Origin of the sequence: Gordonia sp. 852002-50816_SCH5313054-c (genome assembly GCF_001665925.1) — a bacterium.
Taxonomy (GTDB): Bacteria; Actinomycetota; Actinomycetes; order Mycobacteriales; family Mycobacteriaceae; genus Gordonia; species Gordonia jacobaea.
This window is the reverse complement of sequence record NZ_LZTE01000061.1, coordinates 41,013-55,981: the sequence shown is the minus strand read 5'-3', so window position 1 is coordinate 55,981 and position 14,969 is coordinate 41,013. Positions and strand designations below refer to the sequence as shown.

General features: G+C 65.9%; 12 protein-coding genes and 1 tRNA gene. 4 read left to right on the top strand and 9 right to left on the bottom strand.

Features of this window, described 5'->3' with window-relative positions:
* Positions 1–101: 101 nt before the first annotated feature.
* The 3 genes from A5788_RS16075 to aceE form a co-directional block, all read right to left on the bottom strand.
* Positions 102–998 (bottom strand): ACP S-malonyltransferase, encoded by an 897-nt coding sequence (locus A5788_RS16075; RefSeq protein ID WP_064868037.1) that lies wholly within the window; start codon positions 996–998, stop codon positions 102–104.
* Between the two features lie 195 nt (positions 999–1,193).
* On the bottom strand, positions 1,194–2,444 hold the full coding sequence (locus A5788_RS16070) for a PucR family transcriptional regulator (RefSeq protein ID WP_197494428.1): 1,251 nt from the start codon (positions 2,442–2,444) through the stop codon (positions 1,194–1,196).
* 120 nt (positions 2,445–2,564) lie between these two features.
* On the bottom strand, positions 2,565–5,459 hold the full coding sequence (gene aceE / locus A5788_RS16065) for a pyruvate dehydrogenase (acetyl-transferring), homodimeric type (RefSeq protein WP_064867981.1): 2,895 nt from the start codon (positions 5,457–5,459) through the stop codon (positions 2,565–2,567).
* A gap of 191 nt (positions 5,460–5,650) precedes the next feature.
* Between aceE and A5788_RS16060 the strand changes: the two genes are divergently transcribed.
* The 3 genes from A5788_RS16060 to A5788_RS16050 all read left to right on the top strand — a co-directional run bounded on the left by A5788_RS16060 (position 5,651) and on the right by A5788_RS16050 (position 7,490).
* Positions 5,651–6,280, top strand: a complete 630-nt coding sequence (locus tag A5788_RS16060; protein WP_064867978.1) for a hypothetical protein — start codon at positions 5,651–5,653, stop codon at positions 6,278–6,280.
* A gap of 197 nt (positions 6,281–6,477) precedes the next feature.
* Positions 6,478–6,939 (top strand): DUF3052 domain-containing protein, encoded by a 462-nt coding sequence (locus A5788_RS16055; RefSeq protein WP_064867975.1) that lies wholly within the window; start codon positions 6,478–6,480, stop codon positions 6,937–6,939.
* Positions 6,936–7,490, top strand: a complete 555-nt coding sequence (locus A5788_RS16050; protein ID WP_269449550.1) for a redoxin domain-containing protein — start codon at positions 6,936–6,938, stop codon at positions 7,488–7,490. Before A5788_RS16055 ends, A5788_RS16050 begins: the two co-directional genes overlap by 4 nt.
* Positions 7,491–7,519: 29 nt before the next feature.
* Here the strand turns inward: A5788_RS16050 and glgX are convergent, their stop codons facing one another.
* Positions 7,520–9,658, bottom strand: coding sequence for a glycogen debranching protein GlgX (glgX, locus tag A5788_RS16045; protein WP_064867972.1), 2,139 nt, complete (start codon positions 9,656–9,658; stop codon positions 7,520–7,522).
* Positions 9,659–9,795: 137 nt separating this feature from the next.
* Between glgX and A5788_RS16040 the strand changes: the two genes are divergently transcribed.
* Positions 9,796–10,671 (top strand): aldo/keto reductase, encoded by an 876-nt coding sequence (locus A5788_RS16040; protein ID WP_064867969.1) that lies wholly within the window; start codon positions 9,796–9,798, stop codon positions 10,669–10,671.
* 19 nt (positions 10,672–10,690) lie between these two features.
* On the opposite strand, the gene A5788_RS16035 is transcribed toward A5788_RS16040, so the two are convergent.
* From A5788_RS16035 to A5788_RS16015, 5 genes are all read right to left on the bottom strand, one after another.
* Positions 10,691–11,662: a GmrSD restriction endonuclease domain-containing protein gene (locus A5788_RS16035; RefSeq protein ID WP_082937777.1), complete on the bottom strand. Its 972-nt coding sequence runs from the start codon at positions 11,660–11,662 to the stop codon at positions 10,691–10,693.
* Positions 11,663–11,772: 110 nt separating this feature from the next.
* Positions 11,773–11,844 (bottom strand) — tRNA-Val (locus tag A5788_RS16030).
* A gap of 227 nt (positions 11,845–12,071) precedes the next feature.
* Positions 12,072–12,782, bottom strand: a complete 711-nt coding sequence (locus tag A5788_RS16025) for a CPBP family intramembrane glutamic endopeptidase (RefSeq protein WP_064867966.1) — start codon at positions 12,780–12,782, stop codon at positions 12,072–12,074.
* Positions 12,782–13,882 (bottom strand): NAD(P)H-binding protein, encoded by a 1,101-nt coding sequence (locus A5788_RS16020; RefSeq protein ID WP_064867963.1) that lies wholly within the window; start codon positions 13,880–13,882, stop codon positions 12,782–12,784. The genes A5788_RS16025 and A5788_RS16020 overlap by 1 nt, the downstream gene beginning before the upstream one ends.
* An 85-nt stretch (positions 13,883–13,967) precedes the next feature.
* Entirely contained in the window at positions 13,968–14,936 is a 969-nt protein-coding gene (locus A5788_RS16015) for a helix-turn-helix transcriptional regulator (protein ID WP_039855806.1), read from the bottom strand.
* Positions 14,937–14,969 lie beyond the last annotated feature (33 nt).

The following is a 14,969-nucleotide window of genomic DNA, read 5'->3' as shown; positions in this document are numbered from 1 at the left end:
GCCACTGATGTTTGGACAACCGGTTCATCCGGTTTCCGGGGGTCGCGGATGAGCGCGACCGCTATCCAAGCTTGTCGACCTTCTCGGTCAGGTTTTCTCGGTCAGATCTTTTCGATGTCGGCGGGGACCTTGAGCGCCACCGAACCGACGCCCTTGAGTTCGCGTTTGGCGATCCCGACCAGCGTTCCGGCCGGCGTCAGCTCGATGATGCTGTCGGTGCCCGCGTCGCGCATGTAGGCCGAGCAGAGATCCCAGCGGACAGGTGAGGTGACCTGCTCGACGAGTTTGCTCAGGGCTTCTGTGCCCGTCGTGACGGGCTGGCCGTCGGAGTTGGACAGCAACGTGCGCGTGGGGTCGGCGGGGGTGATCGACGCGGCCGCCTGCGCGACGGCGTCGCGAGCCGGTGCCATGAAGCGCGTGTGGAAGGCGCCCGCGACAGCCAGTTTGCGGGTGCGTGCCTTCTCGGGCGGATTGGCGATGAGTTCGTCGATCGCTGCGACGTCACCGGCTGCGACGATCTGGCCGACGGCGTTGCGGTTCGCCGGGACCAGATCGAGCTCGTCGAGACGTGCGAGGACTTCCTGCTCGTCGCCTCCGAGGACGGCGGCCATCGTGGTCGGCTGCAGCGAGCATGCCTTGGCCATCTGGGCGCCGCGCACGGCGGCGAGCGTAACGGCCTCGTCGAAGGTGATCACACCGGTGATGGCTGCCGCGGTGAGCTCGCCGACGGAGTGGCCCGCGACGACAGCATCGTCGGGTAGCTCGTGGTTCTTGGCGTACTCGTTGAACGCCAGAAGCGCACTCGCCACGACGAGCGGCTGGGTGACCGCGGTGTCGGTAATCTCGTCGGCAGTTGCGGTCGTCCCGAGCCGTTCGAGGTCGAGTCCCGCGAGTTTGGACCAGATGGCCAGCTGGTCACGCGCGCCGGGAAGCTCTAGCCAAGGAGCGAGCATGCCGGGTGTCTGTGAGCCCTGTCCGGGCGCTAGCAAGGAAAGCACGTGACCAGAGAACACCCTCTGGCGTGAATTTGTGGGTGTTGAGGTCGATGAACCTTCACGAGAGTTTTTGTGGAGTTCCCACAATGGTGACCTCAGTGGCTACCCCATCGTCACCACTCTGAGATTCGTTACACAAATGTGCCCAAAACGCGTCTGCCTGCGAAAACGGTACGGAGGTCTTGTTAACGATGTTTCTCATGTGGCTCGTGACGATGATTCGTTCTTGAAGTGTGTCAAACGTCCTACTGTGGCGGCGATTCGTAGGACATAGCCATCTCGGGAGTGTGTTGGATCACGTCCGGTCAATTCGGCGACCTTCTTGAGGCGATAGCGAACAGTATTTGGATGAATGAACAGTTCGCGTGCGCACGCCTCCACGGAGCCGCCGGTGTCGAGATAGGTCTCGAGGGTCGTCGCCAACGTGGGCCCGCCCTTGGCGAGTGGCCGAACGAGGGTATCGATGAGTGCCGTGGTCGCCGACGGATCTCCATTCAGCGCGCGCTCCGGGAGTAATTCGACGCTGTGTACCGGACGCGGGGCGTTCGGCCAGCCGTCGACGGCGGCCATCGCGGCCATTGCCTCGTTGGCGCTCGCGTGGGCGGCGGTCAGATTGGGCATTGTCGGTCCTATGACGACCGGGGCGTCGGCGAAGTGATCGAGGAGCGCGCCGCTGAAGGCGTCGCTCGTCGCGATCGGTCCGCTGACGATGGCCACCAGCATCGACCCCTGCACGACCGACAGTGCGGCGCGGTCGTGCTGTTTGGCCGTGTTGTGGATGGCGAGCGGCACCGACACGTTCTGTTCCGGCGGGGGCGCTCCGATAATCACGGTCGCAGGCGCATCCGAGTCCCAGTTCAGGGCTGCCGCGCGCGACATCAACTGAGGTCCGCTGTCGCCGCGGACCACGGCGTCGACGACGAGCGCTTCAAGGCGCGAATCCCAGGCTCCGCGCGATTCCGCGGCCGACGCGTAGATCGACGCCGCGGCGAATCCGATCTCACGGCCGTAGCGCAGCACCGATTCGGTCAGGGCACGTAGTTGTGTGTCGTTGCGCGCGAGCAACGGCAGCCACTTCTCGAAGAACTCCATGGCGACGCGAACCATCTCGACCGTCTGAAGCAGCGAGATGCGTCGTGCGAGGTCTTGGGGAACCACCTGGAACGCCTGAACGGTGAACTTGACGTTGCCCTCGGGGTCTTGAATCCACTCCACGAAGTTCACGACGGCGGTCTGGACGACCAACTGCACGCTCGCGCGCTGTGCGGCGTCGAGGTCGGAGAAGTACGGCAGCTGATCGGCCATCGAATGCACGGCCTCGGTCGCCAGTCGGCCGCTGTACTGCTTGACGCGGCGCAACAGTGTGTCGGGCAGTGCGTCGTGAACGGTTGCCGGTGCGGGCACATGAGCGCCCCGCGCGCCGAAGACATCGACGGGCGGGGGCGTCATGTTGGGCTCGGACACACCCTCAATGTAGTCGGGCTCGATGGGCTCAGGGTCCGACTATCGGGCGGACCCGAGGAGAGGACCCTGAGACGACGACCCTGAGACTACGCTGGCCCGACGTTCCTACGCGCTGCCGGTATCGGCGTAGGACACCTCGGCGGCGTTGACGTCGGTGATCCGATACTTCTCCGCCGCCTGAGCCGCCGTGGTGAACGGGATGTTCCCGTCGCGCGCCAAGCCGACCAGGGTTGCGACGACGATCGACTCGGCGTCGACGTTGAACACCCGGCGTGCAGCGGGACGGGTGTCGGAGAATCCGAAACCGTCTGTGCCGAGCGTCAGATAGGTCCCCGGCACATATGCGCGGATCTGTTCCTGGACGCCGCGCATGTAGTCGCTGACCGCGATCGACGGGCCGACGGTCTGCGCGAGTACCTCGGTCAGATAGGGCTCGGGGTGTGTCACGCCCGGTTCGCGCACGGCGGCGCGGTCGAACGAGATCCCGTCACGAGCCAGCTCGCCCCACGAGGTGACCGAGTAGACGTTCGCTCCGACGCCCCAGTCGTCGGCGAGTATCGCCGCGGCCTTCAACGCGTCGGGCATCGTCACGCCGGAGACGAGGATGTTGGCGTAGAGCTGCTTGTCCGACGGCGCCTGCTGGTAGAGGTACATGCCCTTGAGCAGGCCCGCGACGTCGAGGTTTTCCGGCTGCGCGGGCTGGCTGATCGGCTCGTTGTACACGGTGAGGTAGTAGTAGATGTTCTCCGGCTCGTCGCCGTACATGCGACGCAGCCCGTCCTGGACGATGTGCGCGAGCTCGTAAGCGAACGCGGGGTCGTAGGACACGACAGCGGGATTGGTTGCCGCGAGCAGCGGCGAGTGGCCGTCGGCGTGCTGGAGACCTTCACCGGTCAGCGTGGTGCGGCCGGCGGTCGCGCCGATGACGAAGCCGCGTGCCATCTGGTCGGCCGCAGCCCAGAAGCTGTCGCCGGTGCGCTGGAAGCCGAACATCGAATAGAAGATGTAGAGCGGAATCATCGGCTCGCCATGGGTGGCGTACGACGTCCCGACCGCAGTGAACGAAGCGGCCGATCCGGCTTCGTTGATGCCCTCGTGGAGGATTTGTCCCTGCGCGCTCTCTTTGTAGGCGAGCATCAACTCGGCGTCGACCGAGGTGTAGAGCTGCCCGTTGCGGTTGTAGATCTTGAGGGTCGGGAACCAGGAGTCCATGCCGAATGTGCGCGCCTCGTCGGGGATGATCGGCACGATCCGCTTGCCGACCTCCTTGTCGCGCAACAGTTCTTTGAAGACGCGCACCAGTGCCATCGTCGTCGCGACCTGCTGTTTGCCCGACCCCTTTGCCGTCGCTTTGATCGCGCCACTGAGATCGGGTTTGAGTGCTTTCGACGCCGAGCTGCGGGCCGGGAGGAAGCCGCCGAGCTGCTTGCGACGATCGAGCATGTACTGGATCTCCGGCGCATCCATCCCCGGGTGGTAGTAGGGCGGCAGGTAGGGATCCTTCTCGAGTTCGGCGTCGCTGACCGGGATGCGCACGGAATCGCGGAACGCCTTGAGGTCGTCGAGGGTCAGCTTCTTCATCTGGTGCGTCGCGTTGCGACCTTCGAAGTGCTTGCCGAGGGTGTAGCCCTTGATGGTGTGCGCGAGGATCACCGTCGGCTGACCCTTGTGGGCGAGCGCTGCGGCATAGGCCGCGTGGATCTTGCGGTAGTCGTGACCGCCGCGGCGGAGGCGCCAGATCTCCGCGTCGGACATGTCCTTGACGAGTTCCTTGGTGCGCGGATCGCGATTGAAGAAGTGCTCGCGAACGAAGGCGCCGTCGTTGGCCTTGTAGGTCTGGAAGTCGCCGTCTGGCGTGGTGTTCATGAGGTTGACCAGCGCGCCGTCGCGGTCGGCATGCAGGAGGGCATCCCACTCGCGACCCCAGATCACCTTGATGACGTTCCACCCGGCCCCACGGAAGAACGACTCGAGTTCTTGGATGATCTTTCCGTTGCCGCGGACCGGTCCGTCGAGACGCTGCAGGTTGCAGTTGATGACAAAGGTCAGGTTGTCGAGAGCCTCGGTTGCGGCGAAGCTGGCGAATCCGCGTGACTCCGTCTCGTCCATCTCGCCGTCGCCGAGGAACGCCCACACGTGCTGGTCGGAGGTGTCCTTGATACCCCGGTCATGCAGGTAGTGGTTGAATCGCGCCTGGTAGATCGCATTCATCGGGCCGAGGCCCATCGAGACCGTCGGGAACTGCCAGAACTCCGGCATCAACCGCGGATGCGGGTATGAGGGCAGGCCGCCGCCCTCGCCTGCGTGGCTGTGTTCCTGACGGAACCCGTCCATGCGGTCGGCGCTGATCCGACCTTCGAGGAATGCGCGCGCATAGATTCCGGGAGACGCGTGGCCCTGGATGAAGATCTGGTCGCCGCCGCCCGAGTGATCGGTGCCGCGGAAGAAGTGGTTGAAGCCGACCTCGTAGAGCGCTGCCGATGACGCATAGGTGGAGATGTGCCCGCCGACGCCGACGCCGGGCCGCTGCGCCCGGTGAACCATGATCGCGGCGTTCCAGCGGAGGAAGTTGCGGAACCGACGTTCGACGTCCTCGTCGCCGGGGAACCACGGCTCACCCTCGGTGGAGATCGTGTTGACGTAGTCGGTCGAGGTCAGCGATGGGATGGCGACCCGCTTCTCGCCCGCGCGCTCGAGGAGACGCAGCATCAGATACCGAGCGCGTTGGGGCCCTTCGGATTCCACGAGCTTGTCGAAGGACTCGAGCCACTCGCTGGTCTCCTCCGGATCGATGTCGGGCAGATACGACGCCACGCCCTCACGGATGACGCGTACTCGCTGGCTCTGCTGGCTGCCGACCTGATTCGACGCGGCAGTATTTTTCGACGCGTCTGCGGTCCCGCTTCCAACGTCGGTGTTTCCGGTGTTGGTGCTGGCTGCCTGTTCGGTCACGGTGATGCCCACTCCCTCGTTTGGCCTGGGCACGGTGGTGCCCGGCATGACGACAATTCGGCGACGGGTCGCGTTGGTGTGTGGACTCCGTCGTCCATCCATATCGTGCCCCATGTCACGTCGCTTGGCACCGGTCTGGACGGTCTTGCCCGGGATCGTCGATCCCGCCTGCGGTAGCGTTTCGGTGTTTGGTGCCAGATATGGGCAACGGCCGTCGGGGAAACAGCCGTGGGGGAGACATGACAAGAGGACTGCGCTGCCGTGCAACGGGCACGCGTCTGATGCTGCTCGCTGCGGCACTCACGACGTTCACGCTGCAGGGCTGTTCCGCAGTCGGGGGTAGCGCAAGTCCCGCACCGGGAGAGGCTGCGGCCTATCGATCTGATGTGTCGACGTCCCGTCAGGCGCAGTCGCTGAGGGCCGGAGCGGAACTCTGCGAGGCGTCGACGAAGTCGATGGTCGTGATGCTGCGCGGGTACAACGCGTTCGTCGCGCGGCTCAACGAGGTGCAGTCCTACGACAAGGTTGGCGACCTTGGAGACAAAGCCCGAGCCGCGATGATCGCGGGCACCGACATGGTCAAGCCCAAACAGACAGCCGAGGTTCCCAGTGACCTCGGGACCGTCGTCGCATCATTCGTGACCAGCAGCAGCGCGCTGGGCGATGTGATCGGCCGCCGGCAGACCGCCGAGTTGAACACAGCGTCGACCCGCTGGACGGGTGACAGGCGAACGGTGCTCGACGTCTGCCGCGCCTACCTTCCAACGCCTCCCGCGACATCGGCGACCGCGGCGCCGCAGTCGAGCCCTGGCTCATCGGCACCTGGCCCGTCGGCACCGGCCACATCGTCGCCGCGGCCGACGGGCTGACGGGTGCAGGATGATGGCCTGGTCCTCCGTTTGGCCCATCCCTGGTTTGGGTGATGTCCTCCGTTCGGCTGGTGTCGGAGTTCGTGTCGCTAGTTGGCGCGCGGAGTGTCCTCGTGTTGCACTGAGGTCCACTACGCTGTCTCGTAAGCTGAGAAGCGATGAAATCTGAAAACGTACCGGTAGGAGGTCGACACGCGGTGGTAGCCGCCACAGGGAGCAATGGCTCCGAGGGCAGCGGGGGCAGTGGCTCCGAGGGCAGCAACGCCCAGAAACTCGGGTTCGCGCCCGGAATGATGGTGCAGGAACTCGGTTGGGACGAGGACACCGACGACAATCTGCGCGCCGACATCGAGGACGCGATCGACGCCGAGATGCTCGACGAGGACGCGATCGACGTGGTCGACGTCGTATGGCTGTGGTGGCGCGACGACGACGGTGATCTCGTCGATCGCCTCATGGACGCCATCACACCGCTCGCCGACGACGGATACGTCTGGGTCGTGTCACCCAAGACCGGCAACCCCGGGTATGTCGATCCCAGTGAGATCGCCGAGGCCGCTCCGACGGCCGGGCTCACACAGACCAACGTCGTGAGTTTGGGTGAATGGTCGGGTTCACGCCTGGTGCAGCCGAAGGCGCGGTCCGGAAAGCGGGCATGAGCGACGACTCGACCTCCGAGGTCGATTCGGTTGCTCGCGCCACCGATGTGGCGACGACCGATGTTGTTCCAACCCAGCCGCAGGCCGTGTTGTCAGTCGGCGACGTCGCACCCGACTTCGAGCTGCGTGATCAGAACAATCAGCGGGTGAGCCTCTCGCGGTTGCTCGAAGAGCGTCAGGTGCTCATCGTGTTCTTTCCGCTCGCCTTCACTGGAACATGTCAGGGAGAGCTTGGTTTCATTCGCGACCACTACCATCGGTTCATCAACGATGAGGTTGCGACAGTTGCTGTTTCGATCGGACCGCCGCCCACACACAAGGTGTGGTCGTCGGCGCAGGGTTTCCTCTTCCCGATTCTCTCCGACTTCTGGCCGCACGGTGAGGTCGCGCGCAGCTACGGGGTGTTCGACGAGAGCCGTGGCTTCGCCCAGCGCGGGACATTTCTCGTCGGACGTGACGGCCGGATCGTCTTTCGCGACGTCGTCGGGCCCGGTGAGGCGCGGACCGAAACCCACTGGGAGATCGCGCTCGCCGCGGCAGCTACACAGTGAGCGGCGCCGAGTGACTTTGCGGACGGGCGTTACCCGCCGGAGCGTGGAACCACAGAACGCAGGACGACGATAGATCGCGCCCGGACGTGACATGTCGAGCCGACGATCGACGACGACGCGTCGGGTGCGAACGTGTCGACCACGACGTCCCACTTCTGTTGTGCGAGAACAGGTGCCAGCACGAAGTCGACGCCCCGCCACCACGAGTTCAGCAGGATGACGAAATCGTTGGCCGCCAGAAGCGTACGGGCGCCGGCCGATTGCGGTGGCCTGAGCGACCATGCGACGCTGCGCGCAGCCTGGTCCTGCCAGTCGTCGTCGGACATGGGTGTGCCGTCCGGGGTGAACCAGTCGGGTGCGTCGGAGAGTTCGACCGCCGGCCGGCACAGGGCGCTGTGACGCAGGCGTAGTGAGATGAGACTGCTGGTGAATGCGACGAGCGCGTCGTCGCCCGAGGTCCAGTCGAACCAACTGATCTCGTTGTCCTGGCAGTAGGGGTTGTTGTTTCCGCGTTGCGTGCGGCCCCGTTCGTCGCCGCCGAGCAGCATCGGCGTGCCCGCAGAGAGCAGCAGCGTCGTGAGCATGGCGCGCATCTGACGTCGACGTAGCGCGATGATGGCCTCGTCGTCGGTTGGCCCTTCGGTTCCGCAGTTCCACGACCGATTGTCGTCGGTGCCGTCCGAATTGTGGGAACCGTTGTCCGCGTTGTGTTTGCGCTCGTAGGACACGAGATCGTGCAGTGTGAAACCGTCGTGGGACGTCACATAGTTGATCGACGCCGCGCGGCGTCGGATGACCGTCGCAGGATTGTGACGACGGCCCCCGAAGATGTCGGCCGAGCCGGTCAGGCGTCGTGCCATCGGTGCGAGCAGGCCTTCGTGGCTGCGCCAGAAGTCGCGGACGCTGTCGCGGTAGCGGTCGTTCCACTCGCCCCATTCCGGACCGAATGCGCCGAGTTGATGACTGTCGTTTCGACCGACGTCCCAGGGTTCGGCGATCAGCCGCACCCGCGACAGCACGTCGTCCTGGCCGAGTACGCGAAGGAAGGTTGCGGTGGGGTCGAAAGGTCCACCACCCCAATCGTTTCGGGTGCTGTCGGTGCCCTGGCGCGCAAGGGTGGGCGCGAGGTCGAAGCGAAATCCGTCGACGCCCAGCGACGCCCAGTAGCGCAGGGAGTCGGTGACCATGCGCAGCGTCGTCGGATGCGCCACCGCAACGGAATTGCCGCATCCGGTGGTGTCGACGTACGAGCCGTCGTCCGGGTCGAGCACGTAATACGCGCGATTGTTGAGGCCGCGGTGGCACAGTGTGGGGCCGGAGTCGTCGCCTTCTGCGGTGTGGTTGTAGACGACATCGAGGATCACCTCGATCCCGGCGCCGTGCAGAGCATCGACCATGTGGCGGAACTCAGCGACGGAATCCTCACCCCGGCCGGCGCGGTCGGCGGCGCTGTAGGCGTTGTGCGGGGCGAAGAAGCCGATGGTGTTGTAACCCCAGTAGTTCGTCAGGTGCCGTTGGGCGAGTTCGCGTTCGGACACGCTGCGATGCACCGGAAGCAGCTCGACGGCGTTCACCCCGAGCGATGTCAGGTAGTCGAGTGCGGCCGGGTGTGCGAGTCCGGCGAATGTGCCTCGGAGCTCGGCGGGAATGTCGGGGTGGGACTGCGTGAACCCGCGGACGTGCACCTCGTAGATCACCAGCTCCGACGCCGGTCGGCGCGGGCCCGGTGTGGCGGCGGTCCGGGCTACCGCCGGTTGCTCGACGACGACGCTGCGCGGTACGAACGGTGCGGAGTCGAGCGCGCTGGGACGTGAGGGGTCGTCGACGTCGTGGTCGAGGAGCGCGTCGCAGTACTCGATGTCGCCGACGATGCGTCGGGCGTAGGGATCGAGGAGGAGTTTGGCCGGGTTGTAGCGCCGACCGCGCTCGGGTGCGAAGGGGCCGTCGACCCTGAATCCGTATCGGGTTCCGGCACGCACGCCGTCGACGACGCCGTGCCACACGTCGATCTCGCGCCCTGGAAGCAGCAGTCGGGTCTCGGCGCCGGCGTCGTCGAAGAGACAGAGCCACACCGCATCTCCGCCCGAACTGACGGCGAAATTGGTTCCGCGTTCGGTGACGGTCGCTCCGAGGATCGACGGATCTCCGGGGGAGATGGTCCCGGTCATCAACGTCCCTTCTCGTCGGTGAGGGCGGCGAGACGATCACGTCTCGGCGATCGCGCGACGCCGAAGGTGACGATACGGGAGCAAAGCGGTTGCGGCAGCCGTGCCGACTGGGCGGGTGCCTCTGGTAGACCGGAGAGATGAGTGCTCCCCTCATCGAACTGAATTCAGGCATCGAGATCCCTCAGCTCGGACTGGGGGTGTGGCAGTCGACTCCGGAGGAGGCGCAGCGCGCCGTCCGATTCGCGATCGACGAGGCCCGCTATCGACACATCGACACGGCTGCGGCCTACGGCAACGAGTCGGGCGTCGGCGAGGGCATTGCCTCCGCGTCGGTGCTGCGCTCGGAGGTGTTCGTCACGACGAAGCTCTGGAACTCCGATCACGGATACGACCGCGCTCTCGCGGCGATCGACACCAGTCTGCGCGCGCTCGGAACCGACTACGTCGACCTGTACCTGATCCACTGGCCGCTGCAGGATCGCGACCGACTGCTGCGCACCTGGGACGCAATGGAGAAGATCCTTGCCGACGGTAAGGCGCACTCGATCGGCGTCTGCAACTTCGAGCCGCATCACCTGCAATGGCTCATCGATCGCGGGGGAGTGCTGCCCGCCGTCGACCAGGTGGAACTGCATCCGCACCTACAACAACGCGAACTGCGGGAGTTCGCGGGGGAGCACGGAATCGCGATCGAGTCGTGGAGCCCGCTCGGCGGAACGTCGGGGTCGGGGTGGGGTCCGAACTCCAAGCCCAACACCGTCTTGACCGACCCGACGATCGGCGACATCGCGACCAAGTACGGACGGTCACCCGCCCAGGTGGTCCTCGCCTGGCACATCAAGCTCGGGCTGATCGTGATCCCGAAATCGGTGCACGACGACCGCATCAAGCAGAACATCGACGTGTTCGATTTCGAACTCGACGACGAGGACATGGCTCGGATCGCCGCTCTCGACGACGGTCAGCGGGTGGGCATACACCCGGACGAGATGAACCTGGGCGCGCCCGACTGATCGCGGCGACGAAACCTGCTCATTCGCACGCGACCCCGTCGCCGTCGCGGTCGAGCTTCGCGGAGTAGCCCGGCTGCCCGCGGTGCAGGGGCGCGACGCCGGCCGCACGTGCCTGGGCGCAGTTGGCGTAGGTGGTGCTCGACGGTGCGACCTGCGGCGGGGCCACGGCCTCTGGCGGTGCGGTCTGTGGGGCCGGGGCGGGCTTGGGTGAATCAGCTTCGGGTGCAGAGCAATTCGACAGGATGCGGATCATGGCCTGCTTCTCTGCCGCGGTCACCCACAGGTGGTAGTTGGCTTTGACCGCGATCTGCCGCTCGACGTAGGTGCATCGATACGACTTGTTGGGCGGCAACCATGTCGCGGCATCGCCGGCACCCTTGGCCTGGTTGGTGCGGCCGTCGGTGGCCTGCAGATTGCGCGGATCGTTGGCGAGGTTGCGGCGCTGCTCGGCCGAAAGCTGTTGCGCGCCTTTCTGCCACGCGTCGGACAGCGCGACGACATGGTCGATCTGGACCTTCGACGACGTCGCCGAGCCGCGCGTGAAAGCGATCGACGTTCGCGTGTACGGATCGTCGAGCGTTCCCGACAGCACCACACATCCGTTGGTTCCGGGTTTGAGGGTCACGCCGGACAGATCACGTCCGAGGATGTCGTTGCGGGTGTCGCACCCGTTGTGGCCGTCGGCGACCGAGACGTCGTCGGACCATGCCTGTCCGAATTGTGACCGCTCGTAACCGGTCTTCGGCGCGCGTCCCTTCACTGCGAGCGACTCGAGCGTCGTGCGCGCGCTCGACTGCGCCACCTGAGATGGGGTGACCGGCGCGGGCGCGGCGTGCGCCGTCGCGGCGGGGACCAGCGCGCTCGCGGCGAGAACGGTCACGGCGATGGGCCAGACGATGTCGGCGCGTCGGGAGGCGCGAACGTTCTGCGCGTCGTCGTGTTGCATACCGTCGTGCGGCAAAACGTCGACCGGCGCGTCTTTGATCAGCATGGCGGAAACGTATCAGCCGGTACCGACAGCGAGCCCGAGCGAGTGGGTGCGGAGGTGAGATGCCCTGATCACGCTGCTGGAATCACACTGCCGGGATGATGATGAATGTGTGCGCGCAAAGGGATTCGAACCCCTGACCGCTGGTGTGTAAGACCAGAGCTCTACCGCTGAGCTATACGCGCTCGACGCGTCGTCGGGCCGAGGCCTCGCGCGTCAACACACGAATCTAGCCGGTCGGCTGGTCGGAACCCAAACTGCAAGCCCCGGGCGGCCGAGCGGCACCGTAAATGTGTGTCGAATCGAAGGATGTGGGTGCTGCAGCACACACATCCTTCGATAAGACACACATCTACGACGCGGGTCGGCGGTGGAGGGCCGGAAGCGTCCTGGGGTCAGCCGCAAACCGGGGTCACCCGAAAATCGGCGGCAGGGCGAACAGAACGATCGTCGACCAGACGACGTGCGTGCAGATCGGTGCCACCACTCCGCCGGTGCAGCGACGCAGGATGGCGCACACCGCGCCGAGGAGTATCGCGGCGAATCCGAGCATCACGTTTCCGCTGGCCAGGGTCGCGATCGTGTAGACGACCGTGGACACGACGACCGGGTGATGCGGCCGCACCGCCGAGTACACCGCGCCGCGGAAGAACAATTCCTCGGCGGCGCCATTGATCAGGGTGATCGCGGTGACGACCGCGATGCTGCCGTAGTCGGCGAAGGCGAGCACGTTGCTGACGAGCTCGCTGAGCGGTCCGATCAGCTTGGTGAGGAATGCGCCGATGACGAACACCGCGCCCATCGCAACGCCCGCGACCACTCCGAGCGCAACGGCGCCCGACGTCGAGCCCTCGCCGTCGAGGGAGAACCTTCCGGCAGAGAGCCTGCTGGTGGCTATCGCCCCGATGATCCAGGTGGCCGCGAGGCCGAGCGTCAGCGGGTAGAACGCGGTGTCGCCGGGTGTCACCGAGAGAGAGACCCCCAAGAAGACGGCGCCGATGAGCAGGAATCCGACCACGGCGAGGCGACGGCGCGTCGAATAGATGGGTTGATCTGTGTTGCGGTCGACGGCGACAGCGTCGAGGAGTCGGGTCACCGACCGGGGCAGGGAGGCGGTCGACATCAGGGCAGGAACTGCCCGAGAACACGCCGGGCGACGAGCGTCACGCCCGCTACTGTTCCGATCACGCCGACCGCCGCGCCGAGTGCTGCGCGGCGGGCCCGCAGTAGGTCGCCGCCCGCCCAGTCGGGGTCGGTGTCGGCGAGGTGGTGCAGATCGTCGAGCTCGGAAACCGGACGGGGATAAGGCGACTCGACCGACGCGCGAATGGCGTCTCGCATGGTGGTGAGACCTCCGGTCGGTGGGGACACGAACTCGGTGATGCGGTGCTCGGAGGCGCGCATCGGATACCGCAGCGACGTGACCAGTTCTTCGGTCAATGCTGCTGGGGCTGGCGTGATGATGCCCCCGACCTTACCCGCGAGCCGGGTGCTGATCGACGGAACGCGCACGCGTAGGCGAGGCATGCGGACCGCGCGGAGATACTCGTCGAGGATCGATCGGTAGACGCCGGTGTCCGGGCCGGCGATGTCGTAGGAGCCCGCCGGTAGTGACGGGTCGGCGGCCGCGACGAGGTAGTGGATGACGTCGCGGATGGAGATCGGGTCCATCGGATTGTCGATCCAGCCGGGCTCGGGGATCACCGGGAAGCGGTCGGCGAGGTAGCGCAGGATCTCGAACGACGTCGAGCCCGCCCCGAGGATCACCGCTGCACGCAACCAGACGAGTTCGGCGCCGCCGTCGATAGCGAGTCCCTCACCGACGTCCGCGCGGCTCTGTAGGTGCGCCGACATCTCGTCGCCGTCGGGCACGAAACCGCCGAGGTAGATGATGCGGGGGATGCCTCGACTGCGCGCCGCCTGTGCGACGGCCCGTGCGGCGGCGCGGTCGCCGTCGGCGAAGTCGGCCTGCCCGATGCCGTGCACGAGGTAGTACAGGGCGTCGACCGGGTGGTCGTCGGGGCTGGCCGCGTCGATGGCGGCACGTACCGAATCGGCGTCGTCGACGTCCATCTCGACCGCGGTCACATCGTCGGACCATCCGTACCGCGACAACCGCTTTGGCGATCGTGACGCGACGACCACCTCGTGGTCGGACGCGAGAAGGGCGTCGACGAGTCGTGAGCCGACGTATCCGGTTGCACCGGTGACCAGGAGCCGCATTGTCGCCACACTAGCCAGCACACCGCGGCGTGGCCCACTCGTGATTACGGCATCACGGACGCATCACGGCGACATCGCGCGGGGGTCAGGCGCGGCGGTACCGTTCGGCGAGCTGCACATGGCGTTCCGCGACGGCCCGGCACTCGTCGCGCAGTGCCGCGGGTTCGAGAACCGAGAAGTCGGAGTCGAAGGCGTGTAACCAGCGTGCGATCGAGGTGAGCGAGGTGCTGTAGATCGTGAGCTCGCAGCTCGAACCATCGCCGAATTCGATTGTGCCCCAAGCATCGTCGACCATCTTCTCGACAACGGCCAGTGGTGCGTGAATGCGCACCCGCGCGGTGGCGGACCGATACGCAGCGCCGAGGCTGCGCGCCAGATATGCGGCGGCACCACCTTCGGGGAGTTCACGAGGGACGAAACGTGCCCCGTTGGGTGTCTTGACCGTCATGCGGTCGACGCGAAACGAACGCCAGTCGTCGCGGTCGGGGTCCCAGGACACCAGATACCACCGAGATCCCTTGCGCACCAGTCTGTATGGCTCGACCTCGCGTCGACTCTCGGTTCCGTCGTGGCGTCGATAGTCGAATCGCAGGCGTTCCGTGCGGTGGCAGGCGGTCGCGATGTCGGACAGCACCTCTGCGGCCACTTCGGTGTCGCGCGGTCCCTGCGGAAGGGAATCGAGCGTGAGCGCGTCGAGTCGATGCCGCAACCGTGAGGGCATCACCTGCCGCAACTTGGCCAGTGCACCCGAAGACGCCTCGGTCATATCGCTGACGGCGGCGCTGCTGATCGCGTTGAGTCCCAGCGCGACGGCGAGTACCTCCTGGTCGTCGAGCAACAGTGGGGGCATCTCCGCTCCCGCGCCCAACCGGTACCCGCCTCCGACACCGACTGTCGAGTCGACGGGATATCCGAGGTCGCGCAGCTTGTCGACGTCGCGCCGGACCGTCCGCTTGGTGATGTTCAGTCGCGTGGCGAGATCGTCGCCCGACCACTCCTGGCGCATCTGGAGTAGGGACAGGAGCTGGAGTAGTCGCGCAGACGAATCGAGCATGGGGTCATTGTTGCGCGCATTGCGGACAATTGT